General features: G+C 66.3%; 19 protein-coding genes. 12 read left to right on the forward strand and 7 right to left on the reverse strand.

The window, feature by feature from the left end:
* Nucleotides 1-7 precede the first annotated feature (7 nt).
* Complete coding sequence (hrpB, locus tag C8J40_RS00940; RefSeq protein WP_132895406.1) at nt 8-2,530, reverse strand: ATP-dependent helicase HrpB; 2,523 nt, start codon at nt 2,528-2,530, stop codon at nt 8-10.
* A gap of 503 nt (nt 2,531-3,033) precedes the next feature.
* On the opposite strand from hrpB, the gene C8J40_RS00945 reads away from it, so the two are divergent.
* From C8J40_RS00945 to C8J40_RS00955, 3 genes are all read left to right on the forward strand, one after another.
* Complete coding sequence (locus tag C8J40_RS00945) at nt 3,034-5,553, forward strand: transglycosylase domain-containing protein (RefSeq protein ID WP_132895407.1); 2,520 nt, start codon at nt 3,034-3,036, stop codon at nt 5,551-5,553.
* Between the two features lie 112 nt (nt 5,554-5,665).
* Nucleotides 5,666-6,793 carry a peptide chain release factor 2 gene (prfB, locus tag C8J40_RS00950; RefSeq protein ID WP_060526781.1) on the forward strand — a complete coding sequence of 376 codons (1,128 nt, stop codon included), beginning with the start codon at nt 5,666-5,668 and terminating at the stop codon, nt 6,791-6,793.
* Nucleotides 6,794-6,816: 23 nt separating this feature from the next.
* Nucleotides 6,817-7,512 carry a class I SAM-dependent methyltransferase gene (locus C8J40_RS00955; RefSeq protein ID WP_132895814.1) on the forward strand — a complete coding sequence of 232 codons (696 nt, stop codon included), beginning with the start codon at nt 6,817-6,819 and terminating at the stop codon, nt 7,510-7,512.
* Nucleotides 7,513-7,658: 146 nt separating this feature from the next.
* On the opposite strand, the gene C8J40_RS00960 is transcribed toward C8J40_RS00955, so the two are convergent.
* Nucleotides 7,659-8,051, reverse strand: a complete 393-nt coding sequence (locus C8J40_RS00960; protein WP_132895408.1) for a JAB domain-containing protein — start codon at nt 8,049-8,051, stop codon at nt 7,659-7,661.
* 85 nt (nt 8,052-8,136) lie between these two features.
* On the opposite strand from C8J40_RS00960, the gene C8J40_RS00965 reads away from it, so the two are divergent.
* From C8J40_RS00965 to C8J40_RS00995, 7 genes are all read left to right on the forward strand, one after another.
* Nucleotides 8,137-8,931 carry a thymidylate synthase gene (locus C8J40_RS00965; RefSeq protein ID WP_132895409.1) on the forward strand — a complete coding sequence of 265 codons (795 nt, stop codon included), beginning with the start codon at nt 8,137-8,139 and terminating at the stop codon, nt 8,929-8,931.
* 54 nt (nt 8,932-8,985) lie between these two features.
* Nucleotides 8,986-9,504 (forward strand): hemerythrin domain-containing protein, encoded by a 519-nt coding sequence (locus C8J40_RS00970; RefSeq protein WP_132895410.1) that lies wholly within the window; start codon nt 8,986-8,988, stop codon nt 9,502-9,504.
* 197 nt (nt 9,505-9,701) lie between these two features.
* A complete protein-coding gene (locus tag C8J40_RS00975) occupies nt 9,702-10,166 on the forward strand; it encodes a dihydrofolate reductase (protein WP_132895815.1) in 465 nt (154 codons plus the stop codon).
* A gap of 108 nt (nt 10,167-10,274) precedes the next feature.
* Entirely contained in the window at nt 10,275-11,201 is a 927-nt protein-coding gene (locus tag C8J40_RS00980; RefSeq protein WP_132895411.1) for a bifunctional riboflavin kinase/FAD synthetase, read from the forward strand.
* Nucleotides 11,202-11,390: 189 nt separating this feature from the next.
* Nucleotides 11,391-14,393, forward strand: a complete 3,003-nt coding sequence (gene ileS, locus C8J40_RS00985) for an isoleucine--tRNA ligase (protein ID WP_132895412.1) — start codon at nt 11,391-11,393, stop codon at nt 14,391-14,393.
* Nucleotides 14,386-14,889 (forward strand): signal peptidase II, encoded by a 504-nt coding sequence (lspA, locus tag C8J40_RS00990; protein ID WP_132895413.1) that lies wholly within the window; start codon nt 14,386-14,388, stop codon nt 14,887-14,889. Before ileS ends, lspA begins: the two co-directional genes overlap by 8 nt.
* Complete coding sequence (locus C8J40_RS00995; RefSeq protein ID WP_132735906.1) at nt 14,882-15,298, forward strand: DUF3035 domain-containing protein; 417 nt, start codon at nt 14,882-14,884, stop codon at nt 15,296-15,298. Before lspA ends, C8J40_RS00995 begins: the two co-directional genes overlap by 8 nt.
* A 419-nt stretch (nt 15,299-15,717) precedes the next feature.
* Here the strand turns inward: C8J40_RS00995 and C8J40_RS01000 are convergent, their stop codons facing one another.
* The 5 genes from C8J40_RS01000 to C8J40_RS01015 form a co-directional block, all read right to left on the reverse strand.
* Nucleotides 15,718-16,575 (reverse strand): TorF family putative porin, encoded by an 858-nt coding sequence (locus C8J40_RS01000; RefSeq protein WP_132735909.1) that lies wholly within the window; start codon nt 16,573-16,575, stop codon nt 15,718-15,720.
* A gap of 266 nt (nt 16,576-16,841) precedes the next feature.
* A complete protein-coding gene (locus tag C8J40_RS20115) occupies nt 16,842-17,018 on the reverse strand; it encodes a hypothetical protein (RefSeq protein ID WP_165886461.1) in 177 nt (58 codons plus the stop codon).
* An 88-nt stretch (nt 17,019-17,106) separates the two neighbouring features.
* On the reverse strand, nt 17,107-18,303 hold the full coding sequence (gene metC / locus C8J40_RS01005) for a cystathionine beta-lyase (RefSeq protein ID WP_132895414.1): 1,197 nt from the start codon (nt 18,301-18,303) through the stop codon (nt 17,107-17,109).
* On the reverse strand, nt 18,300-19,130 hold the full coding sequence (locus C8J40_RS01010) for a sulfurtransferase (protein ID WP_132895415.1): 831 nt from the start codon (nt 19,128-19,130) through the stop codon (nt 18,300-18,302). Before C8J40_RS01010 ends, metC begins: the two co-directional genes overlap by 4 nt.
* A gap of 24 nt (nt 19,131-19,154) precedes the next feature.
* A complete protein-coding gene (locus C8J40_RS01015; protein WP_132895416.1) occupies nt 19,155-20,702 on the reverse strand; it encodes a cryptochrome/photolyase family protein in 1,548 nt (515 codons plus the stop codon).
* Between the two features lie 164 nt (nt 20,703-20,866).
* Here C8J40_RS01015 and queF point away from each other — a divergent pair, with 164 nt between their 5' ends.
* Nucleotides 20,867-21,325 (forward strand): preQ(1) synthase, encoded by a 459-nt coding sequence (queF, locus tag C8J40_RS01020; protein WP_056489630.1) that lies wholly within the window; start codon nt 20,867-20,869, stop codon nt 21,323-21,325.
* Between the two features lie 157 nt (nt 21,326-21,482).
* The gene (locus C8J40_RS01025; RefSeq protein WP_132895417.1) at nt 21,483-23,753 is read left to right on the forward strand and encodes a glycosyltransferase family 4 protein; all 2,271 of its coding nucleotides are present in this window, start codon (nt 21,483-21,485) and stop codon (nt 23,751-23,753) included.
* Nucleotides 23,754-23,794: the final 41 nt, after the last annotated feature.

Below are 23,794 nucleotides of genomic sequence, written 5' to 3' on the forward strand. Positions count from 1 at the left end.
GCCCCCCTTATCGCGAACCGGCGGCCCTTGCATCCGCCTTTTTCGTGCGCAGCGTGGCGGACGCCGCAGCGGGGTCGTCGGGCCACGGATGCTTGGGGTAGCGCCCGCGCATTTCCTTCGCCACCGCGGTCCAGCTGCCCGCCCAGAAACCAGGCAGGTCTCGCGTCGTCTGGATCGGGCGCCCGGCGGGGGATGTGAGGCTCAGCACCAGCGGTACGCGTGCCTCGCCGATCACCGGATGCACTGCGAGTCCGAACAGCGCCTGCACGCGGAGTTCGACGCGCGGGCCGCCTTCCGCGGCGTAGTCAATCGCGTGCGTGCTGCCGGCGGGGCTGGTGAAATCGGGCGGGGCAAGGCGGTTGATCGTCTGCACCGCGTCCCAGCCGAGCAGGTTGCGCAAGGCTTCGGCGAGCGTGCCGGGGGCGATCGCGTCGAGTCGGCGTTTGCCGGTCAGGAGCGGGGCGAGCCATTCGTCGGCGCGGTCGAGCAGGGTCGCGTCGTCGAGCGGTACGCCCGCATAGGCGGCGCGGTCGCGCAGGGCTTGCGCGCCGTCGCTCCACGGTAGCAGCGCGAGGCCGTGCTCGCGGACGCCGTCGATGAGCGCGGCGAGGATCGAGTCGGGATCGGCGCCGCTGTCGGGGCCGCTCGACAAGCGGATCGCGCCGAGGCGGCGTTCGCGGAGGGTCTGGATGCCGCCGGTTGTGGGGTCGAACGTGACGGTGCGGCGGGAGTCGATGCGATCGGCGAAGAGGGTTTCGACGGTAGCCTGGTCGATCGCCACGGCGGAGAGAATGCGCGCGCCGGTGGCCGAGCCTTGGGTATCGGCGACGGCGAGCCATTCGGAGCGGGCGAGCGGCGAGGTCGGGTCGAGCTTGAACCCGCGCCCGCCGACCGAGGCCCAGGTTTCGCCGGACGGGTCGCGGCGGCGGGCGACGCGGTCCGGGAAGCCGAGCGCAACGCAAACCTCTACCCCCCTTCCGCTTGCGGGAGGGGTCGGGGGAGGGGCTGATCCAGCAGTGCCGCGCGCTTGGGGTATGTCGCGCCCTCCCCCGACCCCTCCCGCAAGCGGGAGGGGAGCAAGTTTCGCCCAGCGATCGGCCATCGCTCTTGCCGCTTGCGCCTTGGCCCCGCGTTCAGTTTTCCATCTGCGGAGGCGGGTTTCGAGGTCGACGTCCTGTCCACCTATGCCGCGTTCGCCTAGCAGCACCGCGATTTGCGCCGCTACATTTGCCAACCCGCGCTCCCCGGCTCGCAGCAGCATGTGCGCCAATCTTGGCGACATCGGAAGTTTGGCTATCGCGCGGCCGTGCGAGGTCGGGCGGCCGTCTTCGATCGCCTCCAGCGTCGTCAGCCGCGCTATCGCCTCGTCGATCGCCGCGGCGGGGGGTGGGTCGATCCAGCGTAGGTCACGCGGATCGGCGACGCCCCAGAGTGCGCAAGCGAGGACCAGCGCGGAGAGGTCTGCTTCGAGGATTTCAGGCGGGTCATAGCGCGGGAGGCCGGCAGTCGCCGCCTCTTCCCACAGGCGATACGCTATCCCCGGCCCGAGGCGGGCGGCGCGGCCGGCGCGTTGGGTGACCGCCGCTTGGCTCGCGCGTTCGGTCACCAAGCGCGTCATGCCGGCGGCGCGGTCGTAGCGGGGGCGTCTCGCGAGGCCGGAGTCGACGACGATGCGGATGCCGTCGAGCGTCAGGCTGGTCTCGGCGATACTGGTGGCGAGCACGACCTTCCGGCGGCCGTCTGGTTCGGGGAGGATCGCGGCGCGCTGGGCTGCGGGGTCGAGGCTGCCGTGGAGTTCGTGGAGGACAATGTCGTCGGGCAGGTTGGCGAGGCGGTCGGCGGTGCGTTCGATCTCCGCGACCCCGGGGAGGAAGGCGAGCACACCGCCCTCCGCTTCGCCGAGCGCGCGGCGGATGGCGGTGGCGATCGAGTCCTCGATGCGGAGTTCGGCTTGGCGACCGATGTGGCGGAGGGTCAGCGGGTAGCTGCGGCCTTCGCTCTCGATGACGGGGGCGCCGTCCATCAATGCCGCGAACCGCGCACCGTCGAGCGTTGCGGACATCGCAACGATGCGGAGGTCGGGGCGGAAGCCGGCCTGAACGTCGAGCGCCAGCGCTAGGCCGAAATCGCCATCCAGGCTGCGTTCGTGGACTTCGTCGAACAGGACCGCGGAGACGCCGGCGAGTTCGGGATCGGCCTGGATGCGGGCGACGAAGATGCCCTCCGTGATGACCGTCACGCGGGTCGCGGCGGAGCGCTTGCTGTCCATGCGGGTGGCGTAGCCAAAGGTCTGCCCGACGGGCTCGCCGGCGGTGGAGGCCATGCGTTCGGCGGCGGCGCGGGCGGCCAGGCGGCGGGGGGAGAGGAGGAGTATCTCGCCAGTGCACCAGGGTTCGGTGAGGAGAGCCGGCGCTACCGCGGTGGTCTTGCCGGCGCCTGGGGGAGCGACGAGGACCGCGGAGGTGCGGTCGCGGAGGGTGGCGAGCAGGTCGGGGAGTACGGCTAGGATCGGGAGCGGCGGCGGGGTCATGCTCGCCTGCTGCCACAGTAGCGGGGTTGGCGACAGGTTTTGTGGCTGGAAGCCGTCTGAGAAGATGCGGGTTCAAACCGACGATCGCGCCCTTTCGATCCTCCCCCGCCAGGGGGAGGTGGCAGGCACTTGCCTGACGGAGGGGGCGGTAAGCGACGACTTCGGCTCCGTGTCCTCCCCCTCCGTCACCTTCGGTGCCACCTCCCCCTGGCGGGGGAGGATCGTTCGAGCTCACGGACGTCGATGGCTTACCTACCCGCCAACAGCACCGCCCCGGCGAAGGCCGGGGTCCAATTGGGAAACGGCAATGAAGGCCGTTGCACTCCGTTACTGCCGCCTCTCCAATTGGGCCTCGGCCTTCGCCGGGGTGGCGCGCATATGCGGATGGATCGGGCACCGAACGAGTTTGTCGCTGACGAACGCGTTGCGACAGCCGCCCCCACCCCTATCCCACCGAAGGCTGGCAAGCGCCCGCGAACCTGCTAGACGCTGCGCCAGTAATCATGGCGTCCGATCCCTCCCCCACCTCGACGACGGCGACAGGCCGCACCTCCGACCGGCTGCGTGGTCGGTTCTCGCGCGCGTGGGCGAGTCGGTGGACCAAGGCCGCACTGGTGCTGGTCGTGCTGGGTCTCGTCGCGATCTTCGCGTTCTGGTTTGCGGTCATGCGCGACCTCCCTTCGGTCGATACGTTGCGCACCTACGAGCCGCCGCTGCCGACCAACGTCCGCGGCATCGATGGGGCGCCGATTCACAGCTACGCCCGCGAACGCCGTGTCGAACTCAGCTATGCCGAATATCCGCCGCTGCTCGTGAAGGCGTTCCTCGCCGCCGAGGACAAGTCGTTCTTCGAGCATCACGGCGTCGATTATCCCGGTCTCGCCGGCGCGGTGTACGACTATGCGACCAAGCTCGGCACCGGCAAGCGCGCCAAGGGCGGCTCGACGATCACGCAGCAGGTCGCGAAGAACCTGTTGATCGGCAACGCCTATTCGCCGTCACGCAAACTGCGCGAGGCGGTGCTGGCGTACAAGATCGAGGATACGCTGACCAAGGAGCAGATCCTCGAGCTGTACCTCAACCAGATCGCGCTCGGGCGTAACGCGTTCGGGGTCGAGGCGGCGAGCCATGCGTATTTCGACAAGGAGCTCGACCAGCTCGATCTCGCGCAGATGGCGTATCTCGCGATCCTACCCAAGGGCCCGTCGAACTACGATCCGGTGCGCAACACCGAGCGCGCGATGATCCGGCGCAACTATGTGCTCAACCGGATGCTCGACAACGGCTTCATCACGCGCGCGCAGCATGACCAGGCTAATGCAGAGCCGCTCGGCGCGGTGATGCGGCGGACGCCGAAGTTCGAGAGCGTCGGCGGCTATTTCGTCGAGGAAGTCCGCCGCCAGCTGATGGCCAAGTTCGGCGAGAACGCGAAGGACGGCCCCTACAGCGTCTATTCGGGCGGGCTGTGGGTGCGCACCTCGTTCGACGCGAAGTTGCAGGATCTGGCGCAGCAGGCGCTCCGCGACGGTCTCGTCCGGTTCGACAGCGGACGTGGCTGGAACGGGCCGATCCGTCATGTCGAGATCGAGGACGACAACTGGCTCCAGCCTCTGCTCAACAGCAATATCGCGCTCGATTACCGCGATTGGGTCGCGGCGATCGTGACGGGCAAGGACGGCAACGCCTGGAGCCTCGGCTTCCGCACTGGCAAGACCGGCACGCTGCCGCGCTATGCGGCGCAGATGCCGGTGCGCGGCAAGGGCGGCAACGCATTCGGCGCGATCAAGACCGGCGACATCATCGCGGTGGCGCCGGACGGTGGTTCGTTCGCGCTCCGGGCGATCCCCAAGGTCTCGGGCGCGTTCGTCGTCGAGGAGCCGGCGTCGGGCCGCGTCTTGGCGATGCAGGGCGGCTTCGACGACCGGTTGCAGGCGTTCAACCGCGCGACGCAGGCGATGCGCCAGCCGGGTTCGACGATCAAGCCGATCGTCTATTCCGCCGCGCTCGACAACGGCATGACGCCTGCCTCGATCATCGTCGACGGGCCGTTCTGCGTCTATCAGGGCGCGCGGCTGGGGCAGAAATGCTTCCGCAACTTCGGCAATTCGCGCGGGTCCGGCCCGCACACGATGCGCTGGGGCATCGAGCAGTCGCGCAACCTGATGACGGTGCGCGCCGCCGCGCAGACCGGCATGCCCAAGGTCGTCGCGACCATCAAGAAGATGGGCGTCGGCGATTACGCGCCGTATCTCTCCTACGCGCTCGGCGCCGGCGAGACGACCGTCGGGCGGATGGTCAACGCGTATTCGATCCTCGCCAACAACGGCAAGGGCGGCCCGCCGTCGCTGATCGACTTCGTCCAGGATCGCCACGGCAAGGTGATCTGGCCCGAGAACTGGCGGCCCTGCGATCGCTGCAACGCGCCCGACTGGGACGGCAAGCCGATGCCGCGGCCGATTACGCGCCAGCGCCAGGTGCTCGACGCGATGACCGCCTACCAGATGGTCCACATCACCGAGGGCGTCGTCCAGCGCGGCACTGCGGTGACGTTGCGCGATCTCGATCGGCCGATGTTCGGCAAGACGGGCACGAACAACGGTCCGACCGACGTGTGGTTCGTCGGGGGCACGCCGCAGTTCGTCGGCGGGCTGTATATCGGGTTCGACACGCCGAAGAACCTTGGTGGCGCAGCACAGGGCGGCACGCTCGCCGCGCCGATCTTCAAGCAGTTCGCGGTCAAGGCGTATGAGGATTTGCCCAAGCTGCCGTTCCGCGCGCCGGCGGGGATCCGCATGGTCCGGATCGATCGCGCGAGCGGCCGGCCGGTCTATGGCACGTGGCCCGATACCAGCGATCCTAAACCCGCGGTGATCTGGGAAGCGTTCAAGCCCGAGAGCGAACCGCGGCGTGCCGCGCGACGCTCGGATGTCGCCCCGACCGCGGCAGCGACCACCACCGCGGTGAAGAAGGCCGAAGCGCCGCGCGACAGCGATTTCTTGCAAAGACAAGGCGGAATCTACTAGCGCAGTTCCTACATCGTCATCCCAGCGCACGCTGGGATCTCAACCCGCACCCGCGCCCTCGCGGACGGAGATCCCAGCGTTCGCTGGGATGACGGACATTTTGGAGAATATCATGCGCGCCGAAGCGCAGGCTCACGTAGACACCATCAACGACGCGCTGGCGCTGCTGCGCCGCTTCCTCGACTGGGACCGCGCGCTGCGTCGTCTCGACGAGCTGAACGCGCGCGTCGAGGATCAGGCGCTCTGGTCCGATCCCAAGGCCGCGCAGGAGGTGATGCGCGAGCGTCGTCGTCTCGACGAGGCGATCAGCGCGACGCGCGCGATCCAGAGCGAGTTGTCGGACACCGCCGAGCTGATCGAGATGGCCGAGGCCGAGGGCGACACCGCGATGGAGGCGGACGGCGTCGCCGCGCTCGCCGAACTCGCCGCGCGTGCCGACCGGGACAAGATCAAGGCGCTGCTCGCGGGCGAGGCCGATGCCAACGACACCTATATCGAGGTGAACGCGGGCGCCGGCGGGACCGAAAGCCAAGACTGGGCAGGCATGCTCAGCCGGATGTATTCGCGCTGGGGCGAGCGCCACGGCTTGAAGGTCGAGCTGGTCGACCAGCATTCGGGCGAACAGGCCGGGATCAAGTCGGCCACGCTGCTGCTGAAAGGCGAGAACGCGTACGGCTACGCAAAGACCGAGAGCGGCGTGCACCGGCTCGTCCGGATCAGCCCGTACGACTCGGCGGCGCGACGGCACACGTCGTTCGCCAGCGTCTGGGTGTATCCGGTCGTCGACGACAATATCGAGGTCGAATATAACGAAAGCGACCTGCGCATCGACACCTACCGTGCGTCGGGCGCCGGCGGTCAGCACATCAACACGACCGATTCGGCGGTGCGCATCACACACATCCCGACCGGGATCGTCGTGCAGTGCCAGAACCAGCGCTCGCAGCACAAGAACAAGGCCGAGGCGTACAACCAGCTCCGCGCGCGTCTGTACGAGCGCGAACTGGCGATCCGCGAGACCGCGGCGAACGCTGAGAATGCGGGCAAGACCGACATCGGTTGGGGCCACCAGATCCGTTCGTACGTGCTCCAGCCGTACCAGATGGTGAAGGACCTTCGCACCGGCGTCGTCTCGACCAGCCCGTCCGACGTACTCGACGGCGATCTCGAGATGTTCATGGCGGCGGCGCTGTCGCAGCGCGTGACCGGCGAGGCCGTCGAGGTGGAGGACGTCGATTGAAGCTGAAGGGTGCCCTTGCCCTGATGCTGTCGCCGGTGGTCCTGCTCGCAGCGTGCGACGGGAGCAAACCGCTGATCAAGCGCGAGCCGAAGGAGCCGGTGTTCCCCGCGGCCGATCGTCCAGTCGCGTCGATCGTCTCCGCGCGCTGGTCGAACGAAGAGGCGCGCGATCGGCTGAACGAAGCTGGCGAGGTGATGAACAAGGCCGAGATCCGCAAGGGGATGACGGTCGCGGATATCGGCGCGGGTGAGGGCTATTACACGATCCGCATGGCTGCGCGGGTCGGCAAGGACGGGCGTGTGCTGGCCGAGGACATCGTCGCGAGCGTGCGCGACACGCTGGCGGAGCGTGTCGCGCGCGAGGATCTGGCGAACGTCAGCGTGAAGCTGGGCGAAGCGAACGACCCGAAGCTGCCCGAGGCGAGCTTCGACCGGGTGCTGATGGTGCACATGTATCACGAGATCGAGCAGCCGTACGAGTTCCTGTGGCGGCTGCGGCCTTCGCTGAAGCCCGACGGGCTGGTGGTGGTGGTGGATGCGAACCGCCCGACGCAGAACCACGGCACGCCACCGGCGTTGCTGAAGTGCGAGTTCGCTGCGGTTGGGTATACGCAGGTCGATATGGACGAGATGCCGTCGGCGGGCGGGTATCTCGCGACGTTCCGCGCGACCGGGCCGCGGCCGAAGCCGGAGGCGATTCGGGCTTGCAGGTTGGGGTGAGGAGCCCCGGTCAATCCTCCCCTGCAAGGGGAGGTGTCAGCCCATCGGGCTGACGGAGGGGTATCGCGCTATCGAGAGGGTGTCACCCCTCCGTCTGGCAAGCGCCAGCCACCTCCCCTTGCAGGGGAAGATTGATGTCGAAACGGTCAAATCACCCCCATCGTCCTGAGACTCGTCACCTCGTCGCCCGCGATCACCAGATGATCGAGCAACACCACCTCCAGCGTCCGCAACCCCGCAGCCAGCGCCCGCGTGAACGCCACGTCCTGCGCACTCGGCGTCGCATCGCCGCTCGGATGGTTATGCGCCATCACGACCCCGACCGCGCCGAACGCCAACGCATCCGCTGCAACCGTGCGGATCGAGATCGCCACCTGATCCCGCCCCCCGACGACATGCCGCATCCGGAGAAGCCTCCGATTCGGATCAAGATACGCGACCGCCACCGTCTCGACCGTGGCATGACCCAACCCGGCGAACAGCGCGCGAGCCGCGGCGAGGTCCGCGATACGAGGAGAAGGCACGGGCGACGGCAGCACGTACCCGCCTGCCCCGCGATGCCCGCCACCGCACGCGCAACTACATCCGCTTGAGCCCCCGCCCCCGCCCCGCTACGCAAACCCGATGCGCCAATATCTAGACCTTATGGACCGCGTGCTCTCGACCGGCGTCGAGACGATGGACCGCACCGGCACCGGCACGCTCAGCGTGTTCGGCGCGCAGATGCGCTTCGATCTCGCGCAGGGCTTTCCCGTCCTCACCACCAAGAAGCTCCACCTCCGCTCGATCATCGTCGAACTGCTGTGGTTCCTCCGCGGCGATACGAACGTGCGCTGGTTGCAGGATCGGAAAGTCGCGATCTGGGACGAATGGGCGGACGAGAACGGCGATCTCGGTCCGGTCTACGGCAAGCAGTGGCGCGACTGGGTGGCCGCCGATGGCCGTGACATCGACCAGATCGCCGAGCTGATCGAGCAGATCAAGACGAACCCCGCCTCGCGCCGCCAGATCGTCAGCGCATGGAATCCGGGCGATCTGCACGCGATGGCGCTCGCGCCCTGCCACTGCCTGTTCCAGACGCACGTTGCGAACGGCAAGCTGTCGCTCCAGCTCTACCAGCGCTCGGGCGACATCTTCCTCGGCGTGCCGTTCAACATCGCCAGCTACGCGCTGCTCACGCACATCCTCGCGCAGCAATGCGGGCTGGAGGTCGGCGAGTTCATTTGGACCGGCGGCGATTGCCACCTCTATTCGAACCATCTGGAGCAGGCGCGCCTGCAACTAACGCGCGATCCCGGCCCGTTGCCGCGCCTCGAAATCTCGCGGAAGCCGGACTCGATCGACGCGTACGAATATGAAGATTTCGTGCTCCACGACTACGTCGCGCAGGCGCACATCAAGGCGCCCGTCGCGGTCTGAACAGAGAGCGAATCGCAATAGGAACCGGCTGCGTGCTGCGTGGTTCAGAGGCGCATGGACATCACACAGCTCATCCTCGACGAACACGCGCAGCAGCGTAACCTCTTCGCGCAGATCGATTCGATCGACGCGAAGGACACCGAGGCGCTGTCGGCGTTGTGGACGCGGCTCAAGAACCTGCTCGACGCGCATGCCGAGGCGGAGGAGCGCTTCTTCTACCCGCGGCTGATGAAGATCGGCACCGGCGGCAACGACGCCGACTCGGCCGCTGAGGAGACCGAGGACGCGATCGAGGATCACAACGACATCCGCGAAACGGGCGAGGCAGTCGACAAGCATCCTGTTGGGTCGGACGCGTGGTTCGAGGCGGTTGGCGAGTGCAACAAGGCGAACAGCGATCATTTGGCGGAGGAAGAGCGGCAAGGGCTGACCGATTTCCGCAAGCATGCGACGCTGGAAGAGCGGCATGAGCTGGGCGTGCGGTTTGCGGCATTCGAGGCGAATCATCTGAACGGGGTTAAGGTCGTCGAGAAGGATCCTGAGGCGTATGTGAAGGAACACGCGCCGAACTAAAATCGCACATCTTCCCGGACTCCACCACCCCGGCGAAGGCCGGGGCCCAGTTGGAAAGGTGGGAGTAACGGAGTGCAGTTCTTCGTTAGCGACGTTTCCCAACTGGACCCCGGCCTCCGCCGGGGAGGTGCTGGGGTCAGGTTCCGGCACAATGCTCGAAGTGGCTCTTTGCCCTCGATTGCGGCATGACCTCCGCCATGATCACCTTCTACCTCGCCCGCGCCAGCAACGGCGTCATCGGCCGCGACGGGCACCTCCCGTGGCGTCTCCCCGCCGACCTCAAGCGCTTCAAAGTGCTGACGATGGGCAAGCCGATGGTGATGGGGCGCAAGACGTTCGAGAGCTTCCCGAGCCCCCTGCCCGGCCGCCGCCACATCGTTCTCACGCGCGGCGACTGGACCGCGGAAGGCGCCGAGGTCGCGCACTCCGTTGAAGAGGCGCTGGCGATGGCCGGCGACGACGTGGCGGTGATCGGCGGTGCGCAAATTTATATGCAATTGCTCGCTCACGCGGATCGCATCGAACTGACCGAAGTCCATGCCAAGCCAGAGGGCAACGCGACCGTGCCCGCGTTCGACGGCTGGGTGGAGATCGCCCGCGAAGACCATTCGGCCGAAGGCGAACGTCCGGCTTACAGCTTCATGACGCTCACCCGGGGCTAAGTTGTTCTCCCGCGAAGGCGGGAGCACAGGCTGGACTCCCGCCTTCGCGGGAGAACAAGCTTACGGAAGGACTATCGCCTTTCGCGACGGCTGGTTACTGACCCGCGCATGCAACGGCTCGACGGTGGCGCTTCCATCCCTTCGTATCTGGCGAACGGGATCGTCGCGCTGGGGAATTTCGACGGATTTCACCTTGGCCACCAGGCCGTGGTCGCGCGCGCGGTCGCTTGGGCGCATGCCGAGGGGCGCCCCGCAATCGTCGCGACATTCGACCCGCATCCGGTCCGCCATTTCCGCCCCGACACCCCGCCCTTCCGCCTGACCACGCTCGATCAGCGCCAGGCGCTTTTCAAGAAGGCCGGCGCCGACGCGATGGTCGTGTTCAATTTCGACGGCGATCTCGCCGCGTTGACCGCCGAGCGCTTCATTACCGAGCGGCTCGAACGCAATCTGCGCGTGGCGGGTGTCGTCACCGGTGAGGACTTCACCTTCGGCAAGGGCAAGGCCGGCACCGTCCGCACGCTCGCCTCGCGCGGCCCGGCCCACGGGTTTCGCGCGGAAACCGTCGGCGCGGTATCGTTAGACGGCGAAACCATCTCCTCCACCCGCATCCGCGAAGCCCTCCGCGCGGGCGACATGGCCACCGCCACCCGGCTGTTGACGCGGCCGTTCGCGATCCAGGGCTTCGTCCAGCACGGCGACAAGGTCGGCCGCACGATCGGCTATCCGACCGCCAATCTCGACATGGGCAATTATCTGCGCCCCGCCTACGGGATCTATGCGGTGACCGGGCGGCTCGAGGACGGGCGCGTGCTGAAGGGCGCCGCGAACCTCGGCATCCGCCCGAGCTTCGATCCGCCGAAGGAATTGCTCGAACCGCATTTCTTCGATTTCGGCGAGGACCTGTACGGCCAGCGGATCGAGGTTGCCCTGATCGAGTATCTGCGTGCTGAGGCGAAGTTCGCCAACCTCAATGCGCTCATCACGCAGATGGACGCCGACTGCGCGCGCGCGCGGGCGATCTTAGCGCGATAGCCTCCTCACAAGTCCCGTCACCCCAGCGAAAGCTGGGGTATCCATGTAATGGAACGGCCCCCTACCGCACGAGACCCCAGCTTTCGCTGGGGTGACGGCAGGGGCTGAAGTGACGGTAGAGACTGGGGTCACCGTCATGGGACAGGGGATGGCAACGCGGCGCGCTACCGGCTACAGCCCGGCCCACTTATGACCGATACTCCTGCGCCCGCCCGCGATTACCGCGATACCGTCTTCCTGCCGAAGACCGACTTCCCGATGAAGGCGGGCCTGGCCGCCAAGGAGCCGGCGATTCTCGAGCGCTGGGCGAAGCTCGGCATCTACGACCGGTTGCGCGAACAGCGGCTCGGGCGCGAACGCTTCATCCTGCACGACGGCCCCCCGTACGCGAACGGCGACATCCACATGGGCCACGCGATGAACAAGGTCCTGAAGGACATCATCGTTCGCTCACAATCGCTGATGGGCAAGGACGCGCCCTATGTCCCCGGCTGGGACTGCCACGGCCTGCCGATCGAGTGGAAGGTCGAGGAAGCGTATCGCGCAAAGAAGCTCAACAAGGACGACGTCCCCGTCGACCAGTTCCGTGCCGAATGCCGCGCCTACGCCGAGAAATGGGTCGACGTGCAGAAGGGCGAGTTCGAGCGGCTCGGCGTGATGGGCGACTGGGCCGATCCGTATCTGACGATGAAATTTGAGGCAGAAGCCACGATCGTCGGCGAATTGCTGAAGTTCGCGGAGAGCGGCCAGCTGTATCGTGGTGCGAAGCCGGTGATGTGGTCCCCAGTCGAGAAGACCGCGCTCGCCGAGGCCGAGGTCGAGTATGAGGACATCGTCTCCACGCAGATCGACGTCGCGTTCGAGATTGTGGACGCGCCGAATGCGCCCGAGCTGGTCGGCGCGCATGCGGTGATCTGGACGACGACGCCGTGGACGATCCCGGTGAACCAAGCGCTGAGCTATGGGCCTGAGATCGAGTATGTCGTCGTTGAGATTCTGAGTATTGGGCAGCTCGGCAGCAACGTTGAACCCGACGTAGAGAAGCTGATCAACGCACATCAAATATGGTCAGGCCGCCGCTTTCTGGTAGCCGACGTTTTGAAAGATGTGTTTAAGGACCGGCTCGCAAAGCAAATATCCTCGGATAACAGCGGCTTATATTATCCCGTCTTCCAGGTAAAATGGAATGGCAGCGGGAAGCTTCTGACCGACGCAACCGCACGGCACCCGATGCACGCACTCGGCGGGTTCTTCGCGAAGCCGCGGCCGTTCCTCCCCGGTGAGTTCGTCACGACCGACGCCGGCACCGGGCTCGTCCACATGGCGCCGGACCACGGCGAGGACGATTTCGAACTCTGCAAGCAATACGGCATCGACCCGGTCTTCGCGATCGACGGCGCCGGGATGTACCGCGCCGACTGGGCATGGCTCGGTGGCCAGGGCAGCGTCATCAACAAAAAGTTCGTGAGCGCCGACGGCCCGATCTGCTCTGACCTGCGCGAGGCCGGCGCGCTGCTGGCGGCGAGCGACGACTTCAAGCACAGCTACCCGCATTCGTGGCGCTCGAAGGCGAAGGTGATCTTCCGCGCGACCCCGCAATGGTTCATCCCGATGGACCGGAGCGACACAGAGTCCCCCTCCCGCCTGCGGGAGGGGTTAGGGGAGGGCAGTGCCGCAAATGCTGCGCTCGACGCCTCCCCTCCCCTAACCCCTCCCGCAAGCGGGAGGGGAGCAGAAGCAGAAAGCTCCAACGGCGCAACCCTCCGCGAGATCGCCCTCGATGCGATCGCCGCTACCACCTGGATCCCCGCGCGCGCGGAAAACCGGATCACGTCGATGGTGCAGGGCCGCCCCGACTGGGTCATCTCGCGCCAGCGTGCCTGGGGCGTGCCGATCGCGCTGTTCGTCGATCGCGCCACCGGCCAGTACCTCAACGACGCGAACGTCAACGCGCGCATCGTCGAGGCCTTCCGCCAGAACGGCGCGGACGCGTGGTATGCGGACGGCCACCAGGCGCTGCTCGGCCCCGACTACGACCTCGCCGACTATGAGGTCGTGAAGGACATCCTCGACGTCTGGTTCGATTCCGGCTGCACGCACGTCTTCACCGTCGAAGCACGCTACGGCGAAGGCACCCGCGCGAACCTGTATCTCGAAGGCTCGGACCAGCATCGCGGCTGGTTCCAGTCGTCGCTGCTCGAAAGCTGCGGCACGCGCGGTCGCGCACCCTATGACGCGGTCCTGACGCACGGCTTCGCGCTCGACGGCCAGGGCCGCAAGATGTCGAAGTCGCTCGGCAACGTCGTCGATCCGCTCAAGATCATTGGCGAGTCCGGCGCCGACATCCTGCGCATGTGGGTCGCCTCGACCGACTATTTCGACGACGTGAAGATCGGCAAGGAGGTGCTCGCCACCGCCTCCGACGCGTACCGGAAGCTGCGCAACACGTTCCGCTACATGCTCGGCGCGCTCGAAGGCTTCGACGACTCGGAGCGCGTCGCTGTATCCGACATGCCCGAGCTCGAGCGCTACGTCCTTCACCGCCTCGGCATGATCGACACCGAACTGCGCCAGGCGGCCGAAGCCTACGAGTTCAACCGCTACACGCGCCTGCTGACCGACTTCGCGAACGAGGACCTGTCCGCGTTCTTCTTCGATATCCGCAAGGACTCGCTCTATTGCGACGCGCCGAGCGACATCAAGCGCCGGTCGTACCGCACCGTCCTCGACGTGCTGTTCCACGCGCTCGTGCGCTACGCCGCGCCGGTGCTGTGCTTCACCGCCGAGGAAGTGTGGCAATCGCGCTTCCCCAACGATGATAGCTCGGTACACTACCTCGAATGGCCGTCGCTGCCAGAGGTGGAGGATGGCGTTGCTATCGGGACGAAGTGGACGCAGATCCGTGCGCTGCGCGAAACCGTTACCGAAGCAATCGAACCGATGCGTCGCGAAAAGACTGTTCGCTCAAGCTTAGAGGCAGAGGTGACAATTCGATCGGTCTCGCCTCTTGCGCCGAATGAAGCAGCGGAGTTGGCCGAGGCGTTCATCGTTGCCAAGGTTACGCCGGGCGACGCAGTCACCGTGACGCGGACCGACTTCCACAAATGCGGCCGCTGCTGGCGCCACCTCCCCGAGGTGACCGTCGACGGCGATCTCTGCAACCGGTGCGACGAGGTGGTGGCCGATGCGTAACCTGCCAAAGGCCGGGTTCGGCGCGGCGATCGCGCTGTTCCTCGCCGACCAACTCAGCAAATGGGCGGTGACCAAGCCGCTCGGGATCGACTCGCTCGGCGATTCGCAGACGATCACCTCGTTCTTCGACCTGCGCTTCGTCCCCAACATCGGCATCTCGCTCGGCCTGCTCCCCGCCGACGGCCACCTGACCCGATGGGCGCTGGTACTGCTGACCGGCGCGATCGCGATCGGCGTCGCGGTGTGGATGACGCGTGAGAAGAACCCCGCCGATCAGATCGCGCTCGGCTTCGTGCTCGGCGGCGCGATCGGCAATATCCTCGACCGGATCCGGCTCGGCTATGTGGTCGATTTCTGCGACCTGCATATCGGCGAATGGCGTCCGTTTTTGGTCTTCAATGTCGCCGATGCAGCGATTACTGTCGGCGTGCTCGTCCTGCTTGTTCGGGCGCTTCTCGTGCGCGAGAAGCCCCCTGTGGAGAATTCCCATGCGTAAGTTTGTGCCCCTGGCTGCCGGTATGGCGAGCGTCGTTGTCCTCCTGTCCGGCTGTGCGACGAGCAAGAGCCTCGATCGCGCGCGCCCCGACGAGTTCGCGGTGGCCCGCCAGGCGCCGCTCGTGATCCCGCCCGACTTCGCACTGGTCCCGCCGCAGCCCGGCGCCGCTCGCCCGCAGGATACCGCGGCCAACGCCCAGACGCTCGACGCGCTGTTCGGCGGGACTGCTGCACGTAGCGCGGCCGAGACCGGCGTGCTGAACGACGCGGGTGCGGACAGCGATGACCCCGGCATCCGTTCCAGCGCTGGCGATCCCGGCACGACGGTGGTGGACAAGGGCTCGACCACGCGCGACATCGTCGCAGCGCCAGAGGGCGACGGCCAAGACGCGCGCACCACCGCGAACTGATCGGGGTTCTCCCGAAGCACGAAAAAGGGCGGCTCCTCGCGGGGCCGCCCTTTTTCTCGTCTGGTTAGCGCCGCGGGAAGGTCCGAAGCGGACCATGATTTCATGATCCCACGATCCGTGCCCGCACCCGCCCCTAAATCCGTCATCCCAGCGAAAGCTGGGATCTCACCGTGTGACGAACGTCGCTAGCCTCGAGAGATACCCCAGCTTTCGCTGGGGTGACGCGATGGGGAACGGGGAACGAAGTAGCCCCGGCAAGAGTAACCTCGGCACGCCCCTCCTTGTTCTCCCGCGAAGGCGGGAGCCCAGTCTGGATCCCCGCCTTCGCGGGGAGACAATGCTGGCGTGCCCTAACCCATCGCCGCCTTTCCCTCTCCAGATAGGAGAGGGAAAGCAGGAAGGGCGAGGACGGCGCTAGATCAGAACGCCGCGGTCAGCGAGACCAGGACCTTGCCGTTTGCGATCGAGCCGTTGCCGTCCTGACCCCGACTGAAGCTTGGCTGGAGATACGCCGACTCGCCCTTGCCGATGTCGGTGTCGACATACGCAACACCCAGCGTCAGCGGGGTCGTCGGGATCACATAGTCCGCGCCGAGCAGCCAGTCGAAATACTCGCCGGTCGGCGACACGCTGGTCGCGAACGGCCCGAGGCCCTTGTTGCCGCGCGAATAGCCGATATGGCCCTTCACGGTCAGCCCGGTGTTCGGGATCCCGCTGCTGACGTCGCCCCAGAGATAGAGATTGTCGTCCTTCGCATTGACGCGGTCGTAGACGCCGTTCGCGGCCGATGTGCCGTTGGTATACCAGGGCCCCAGCGCCTGCTGCTTGGGCGCGTAGGCGACGCCGGCGGTGAGGGCGACGGGGCCGGCGGTGCCCGACAGCTTGGCATAGGGCTCGATGAAGTCGGTGTTGTCGAAGCCGCTCGGGTACATGTACCAGGTCGCGCCGACGTCGAGCGTACCGCCGCCACCGACCGGGACCTTGTAGCCCGCGATCAGATCGAGCTCCATGTTGGCGCCGCCGAACGTGCCCCAGCCCGCGAGGTTCGAGCCCCAGGTGCCGATATACAGGCCGCTCTTGTGCGCGATGGTGATGCCACCCTGGACGGCGAGGTTCTCGTCCGACTGCGACACGCCGCGAAAGCGGTAATCGCTGACGAGCCCGACCGAGCCGGAGACCGTGACCTCCTTGGGTGGTGCGGTAGCCTCGTCCTGAGCGAACGCTGGCGTAGCGGCAGCCAATGCGATGCCGCCGAGAAGAATAGTGGTGAAGCGCATCGTTTCCCTTTCGATACTGGAAAGTCGATGTCCCCGCCTGCAACCGCGGACGCCGCATCTATCAAGGCCTCAGCCTCCGAGTGCGGTCTTTCCTGCGGTGACGAATGTGTGACAGTCCATGGTGCGACGCACAAGCGAATCTTGCGTACAATCCGGGTTTGACGCCACACATGTTGCGCAACAGACACACCAAATCTATCCGAGGGGCAGCGACAAGACTGAGTTTCAACCGCCGGGAGGGCGCCGGAGACGGCGGGGCGACGCGATCAGGTCAGAATGACGATGGCGACGCCCGCGACCGACAGGATGACGCTCAGTATGACAAGCCAGCGGACCTCCGGCGCGTCCCGCGACGAACTGGCGCGGTGCACCGCGGTGAGCAGCAGCCCCGTACTCACCAGGACAATGAGGCTGCCCAACAGATCGCCTTGAGTCTCCGTCATCACTCGTCCCGTCGGTTGGCCTGCGAATAGGGTAGTGACGCGGCCCTATCGGGGTGATGACGCGGCGATGAAAACTGCGGACGAACCGTTAGCCGCGCACTCGCCGAAAGGCGTCTAACCCCGCTTCGAGATCGGCGATCAGGTCGGCGGGGTCCTCCAGGCCAATCTGGAGGCGCACCATCGGTCCGGCGGCGTCGCGCTTGGTGACGCTGCGGTGGCGCTGAGGATCGGCGGGGATGGCGAGGCTTTCGAAACCGCCCCAGCTATAGCCGATGCCGAACAGCTGGAGGGCGTCGATCAGCGCGGCGCGCGAGGCCTCGTCGCCGCCGTTCAGGACGAACGAGAACAGGCCGCTGGAGCCTTTGAAGTCGCGGACGAACAGCTCGTGGCCGGGGCAGTCGGGAAGTGCGGGGTGGAGCACCTGCGCGACTTCGGGGCGTTCTTGGAGCCACTTGGCGATGGTCAGTGCGCTCGACTGGTGCTGCGCGAGGCGGACCGCCATCGTGCGCAAGCCGCGGCTGCCGAGCCAGCAATCGTCGGGGCTCGCGACCTGGCCGAGCTGGAAACTCGTCTCGCGCAGCTTCTTGAAATGGCCGGGCGCGGCGGTGACCGAGCCGAGCATGACGTCCGAATGGCCGACGACGTACTTCGTGCCGGCGAGGATCGTCAGGTCGACGCCGCGCTCGATCGCGGGGAAGAACAGCGGGGTGGCCCAGGTGTTGTCTAGCAGGGTGGTCACGCCCCTCGGCTTCGCGGCAGCGACGATTGCGGGGACGTCCTGCACCTCGAAGCTCAAGGAGCCGGGGCTTTCCATGAAGATCGTCCGCGTGTTCTCGCCGATCAGCTCGGCGATACCGGCGCCGATCATCGGGTCGTAATAGCGCGTGGTGATCCCGAACCGCTTGAGCAACCCGCCCGCCATGCCGCGCGTCGGGTCATAGGCGCTGTCGACGAGCAGCAGTTCGTCGCCGGGGGACAGTACCGACAGCAGAGCAGCCGCGATCGCAGCGACGCCGGAGCAATAGAGGAACGTCCCCTCCGCGCCCGGCTCGAGCGAGGTCAGCGCGTCGGCGAGGCTCCACTGCGTCGGCGTGCCCTTGCGCCCGTAGAACAGGCGGTGGTGCGTATCGCGCGTCGCGCTGTCGCGGAGGTGGCCGACGGAATCATAGAGGATCGTCGAGGCGCGCCAGACCGGCGGGCTGACGATCCCTTGAGTCCATTCCGGGCGACGGCCAGCGAGGACGACCTTGGTCGCGTCGCCGACCGGCTTGTTCGTGTCGCTCATGCTGTGCCTGTCGCCTTGGGTGTCTCGGGATCGCCGCCCCATTCGGACCAGCTGCCATCGTACAGCGCCGCGTCGTTGCCGAGCAGATGCGCGCCGAACGCGAGCACCGACGCGGTGATGCCCGAGCCGCAGGTCATAACGATCGGCTTCATCAGGTCGATGCCCGCCTTGTCGAACTCGGCCTTCAACGCGTCGCCGGTCTTCCACGTCCCGTCCGCGTTGAACACCGCGCCCTGCGGCAAATTCTTCGAGCCCGGAATATGCCCCGGCGCGGTGCCCGGCCGCGGGTCTTCCTCCACGCCGGTGAAGCGCGCCGCGGACCGCGCGTCGAGCACCTGCTCCGCACCGCTTTCGACATTCGCCTTCATCTGGTCGAGATCGCGCACGCCCTTCAGGTCCGCCCAGGTCGTGAAGTGGCGATGCCGCGGCGTTTCCTTGCCGGATGCGGTCTCACGCCCCTCGGCCTGCCACTTGGCGAACCCGCCATCGAGGATCGCGACGTTGTGCGCACCGAACAGCCGCAGCAACCACCACGCGCGCGCGGACGTGTGCCAGGGCGAGCTGTCGTACAGCACGATCCGGCTGCCATCGCCGAGCCCCAGCGTCTGCATCCGGCTAGCGAACTTCTCCGCCGACGGCAGCGTGTTGGGCAGATCGCTGTCGGTATCGCGCAACTCGCTGAGGTTCATGAACACCGCACCGGGTATGTGCGCCGCCTCATATTCCGCCGCCGCATCACGTCCTTCGGCATAGGTCGCGTCGACGATACGCAGATCACTCGCGCCCAGCTCGTTCGCCAGCCAATCGGTGCTTACCAACGCGTCCATATGCGGCTCCTTGTGCTCGATCGGTCAGTAGCCAGCCGGGCCGCTCCCGTCGAGGGAGGCGAGGAACCCCGCCGCCTGCGCACGCGTCGCCTCGCGGTCCGCCTCGGACTGTTTCGCCCAGTTGCGATACGGCATCGCCAGCCGGTTGTTGCGCCCGAGCTTGTCCTCGTGCCGCGCGAGGAAATCCCAATACAGCGCGTTGAACGGGCACGCATCGGGCCCGATCCGCTGCTTCACGTTATACCGGCACGTCCCGCAATAATCGGACATCCGGTCGATATACGCACCCGACGAGATATACGGCTTCGACCCGAGCAGGCCGCCATCGCCGAACTGGCTCATCCCCAGCGTGTTAGGCAGCTCGACCCATTCATACGCATCGACATACACCTCGAGGTACCAGAGGTGCACCTTGGCCGGGTCCGCGCCGATCAGCAGCGCGAAATTGCCCGTCACCATCAGCCGCTGGATATGGTGCGCATGCGCGGTCTCCAGCGTCTGGCCGATCGCCTCGCGCAGGCAGTGCATGTCGGTCTCGCCCGTCCAGTACCAGCCGGGGAGGTCGCGGTGGTGGTCGAGGAAGTTGCGCTCGACATACTCCGGACCCTCGCGCCAATAGATCCCGCGCATATATTCGCGCCAGCCGATGATCTGGCGGATATACCCCTCGACGGCATTCAGCGGCGCGCGCCCGGCGCGATATTCCGCCTCCGCGCGCCGGCACAGGTCGAGCGGATCGAGCAGCCCCGAATTGATGTACGGCGACAGGATCGAGTGCCACAGATGCCGCTCGCCGGTGAGCATCGCGTCCTCGTAATCGCCGAACTGCGGCAGCGCGTGCTTGAAGAAATTGGTCGCCTGCCGCTCCGCATCCTTCGCGGTCACGGCGTACTCGAACCCGTCGAGGCTCCCCGGATGATCCGCGAACCGCTCGGCCACCAGCGGCAGCACGTCCTGCGTTATCGCGTCCGGCTTGAACACGATGGGGCGGGGCATGAGCAGGTCGTTCTTGGCGGGCTTGCGGTTCTCCTTGTCGAAGTTCCAGCGATCGCCCTCGGGCTTGCCGTCGGTCATCAACAGCCCGGTGCGCGTCCGCATCTGGCGATAGAACCACTCCATCGTCAGCGTCTTCCGCTCCGCCGCCCAAGTCTCGAAATCGGCGTGGCTGGCAAGGAAGCGGTCGTCGCTGCGGATCTCGACCGGAATGCCGAACAACGTCTCCCAGCTTTCGAGCATCGCCATCACGCGCCACTCGCCACCCTCGGTGACAACGATCCGCTCGGGATCATGCCGCTCGACCGCGCGCGCGATCTCGCCGGTGAAGCTGCCCGCATTGTCCGAGTCGTCGAGCTGCGTGTATTCGACCGTCCACCCGGCCTCGCGCAGCGCCTCGGCATAATGCCGCATCGCTGACAGGATATACGCGATCTTGCGCTTGTGGTGGCGGACATAGGTCGTCTCCTCGTCGACCTCCATCATCAGCACGATCGTCGTCTTCGGATCGCACTCCCGCAACGAGGCGAGGTCGATCGTGAGCTGGTCGCCGAGGATCGGTACGAGTGTCGTCGTCATATCAGCGCCCTCTCCGTCACCCCGGACCTGTTCCGGGGTCCACCGTTCCGCACACTCGCCGCCCGTGGAGTCCGCGGACGGGTGGATGCCGGAACGAGCCCGGCACGACGGGAAGAAGGATCACCCACTTTGCGGCATTCGAATCGCATCCTACAAGGCGGCACATGACCGCTCCCCAGAACCCATTGCATCTCGGCCAGAACAGCGCCCTCCCCGCCTCTCCAGAAGAGGCCGTGCTCGATTATGTTCCGAACCCGCGCCCGGGCCGGACGTATCTGGTGCGGTTCGCGGCGCCCGAGTTCACCTCGCTCTGCCCCGTCACCGGCCAGCCCGACTTCGCACACCTCGTCATCGACTACGTCCCCGGCGAGACGATCGTCGAATCGAAGTCGCTGAAGCTCTTCCTAAGCAGCTTCCGCAACCATGCCGGCTTCCACGAGGATTGCACCGTCGGCATCGGCGAGCGCCTGTTCGACGAGATGAAACCGGTGTGGCTGCGGATCGGCGGTTACTGGTATCCGCGCGGCGGAATCCCGATCGACGTGTTCTGGCAATCGAGTGCACCGCCGCACGATCTGTGGCTACCCGACCAGGGAGTCGCCCCGTATCGCGGCCGGGGATGAGGGCCAGGACGAGGACGCGAAATATCGATTTGATTTAGATTGATATTATTCCCGTGCTGCACTGCAGTATGCGATGAAACTTTATGCTACCTGAACCGTTCAAATGGATGCGCGACCGGGTTCTCCCAGAAGTGCGCGCTCAAACGAGGGACAGGGTATGGTGAAACCGGCGGACGGTGGGAATATCGCGCGACTGGCGCTGATCGGTAATTTCCTGCCGAGACAGTGTGGCATCGCCACCTTCACGACCGACGTTTTCACGGCCATGCGCGCGCGCTTTCCCGAGATCGCCGTCGACGTCTACGCGATGGACGATCACCCCGGCAAATACGACTATCCGCCGGAGGTGACCGGCACGATCCCGCAGCCCGACCTGTCGGCCTATATCGACACCGCGCGGAAGATCGAGGCAAGCGGCGCGCAGGCGATCTGGGTGCAGCATGAATACGGCATCTATGGCGGCCCCGCGGGCGAGCACATCCTCGCGCTGCTCGACCGCACGACGCTGCCGGTCATCGTTACCCTCCACACGATCCTCGAAAAGCCCAACGCCGACGAGCGTCGTGTGCTCGAGGGTCTGCTTCGCCGCGCCGCGCGCGTGATCGTGATGGCCGAGCGTGGCCGGGACATCCTCCAGCGCGTCTACGGCGCCAATGCACGCCAGATCGTCATGATCCCGCACGGCGTGCCCGATCGCGCCTTGCTCGACACGGCTGCCGTGAAGGGCAAGTTCGGCTGGGATGGCCACAAGGTCATGCTGACGTTCGGCTTGCTCGCGCCCAACAAGGGGATCGAGACGGTCATCAACGCGCTACCCGCGGTGATCGCGAAGCATCCCGACCTGCTCTACGTCGTGCTCGGTGCGACGCATCCGAACCTCGTCGCGCACGAGGGTGAGAAGTATCGCGACAAGCTGAAGGCGCTCGCCGCCGACAAGGGCGTGGCGGACAACGTCGCCTTCGTCGACGCTTTCCTGGAGCATGGCGAGCTCATTGACTATCTGCAGGCGGCGGACGTCTATGTGACGCCCTACACCAACCCTGCGCAGATCACCTCGGGAACGCTCAGCTACGCGATCGGCGTCGGCAAGCCCGTGATCTCAACGCCCTACGTCCACGCGACCGAGATCCTCGCGGATGGCCACGGCGTGCTCGTCCCGTTCGGCGACGTCGACGCGTTCGCGCGCGAGATCGACACGCTGCTGTCGAGCGACCGCGATCGCCTCCGTCTCGCGGAGCGCGCCTATGCGCGGGGGCGCACGATGATCTGGCCGAAGCTCGCCGAAGCGACGATGGCGGAGATCAACGCGATCGTCGCTGCGCGCCCGTTCAGGCTGCCCAAGGTGCAGACGCATCTGAAGCAATTGTCGCCCGACTTCGCCGCAGTCGAGCGGATGAGCGATTCGACCGGTATGCTCCAGCATTCGATCTTCTCGATCCCTGATCGCCGCCACGGCTATTGCATCGACGATAATTGTCGCGCGCTGATGCTGATGAGCGCACTGCCCGATCTCGACGATGTCACGCGCGACAAGTGGATGACGATCTATGCGTCGTTCGTGCAATATGCTTGGAACCCGGACACGCGCCGCTTCCGCAACTTCATGAACTTCGATCGCACCTGGTGCGAGGATTCGGGGTCTGAGGATTCGAACGGCCGCACGCTCTGGTCGCTCGGCGTCACCGCGCGCGATGCGCAGGCTGGCAAGCACCGCGACTGGGCGACCGCGATGTTCGATTCGACCGCGACGATGGCACTCGAACTCGGCTCCTTGCGCGCGCAGTCGTTCGCAATGCTCGGCGCGGCGGCGATGCTGGAGGCCAAACCCGGTCACCAGCTGTCGTTGTCGATCCTCGAGGCGTTTCCGAAGATTCACCTCGATCTGCTCGCGGCAGCGCGTCGCCCCGAGTGGCAGTGGTTCGAGATCGTCCTCGCCTACGACAATGCGCGGCTTCCGCAGGCACTGATCCGTGCCGGGCAGGCGCTCGACCGTCAGGACCTGATCGACTGCGGCATCGCCACGCTCGACTGGATCGTCGCCAAGCAGACCTCGCCCGAGGGCCGCTTCCGTGCGGTCGGGTCGGAGAGCTTCAACCGGCCCTATGCCGAGCCGTTGCAGTTCGATCAGCAGCCGCTCGAGGCGCAGGCAACCGTCGATGCGTGCGCTGCGGCGTTCGAAGCGACCGGCGATATGCGCTGGCATGACGAGGCACAGCGCGCTTATGGCTGGTTCCTCGGCGCGAACGACCTCGATCTGCCGCTCGCGAGCGTGCTCGACGGTGGCTGTTTCGACGGTCTGATGCCGAGCGGGCTCAACCGAAACCAGGGCGCCGAGTCGATTTTGGCGCTCCAACTCGCCAATTGCGCGATTTCGGGGGTATCAAAGGCAGCGCAAAGCGTGGCAGGAGCGACCCGCGTCGTCGCCTAGTTCGCTAGCGACAGCCTTGCAGGCGACGGTGCGCTGAGTGG

The sequence above is a fragment of the Sphingomonas sp. PP-CC-3A-396 genome, from assembly GCF_004343105.1.
Taxonomy (GTDB): domain Bacteria; phylum Pseudomonadota; class Alphaproteobacteria; order Sphingomonadales; family Sphingomonadaceae; genus Sphingomonas.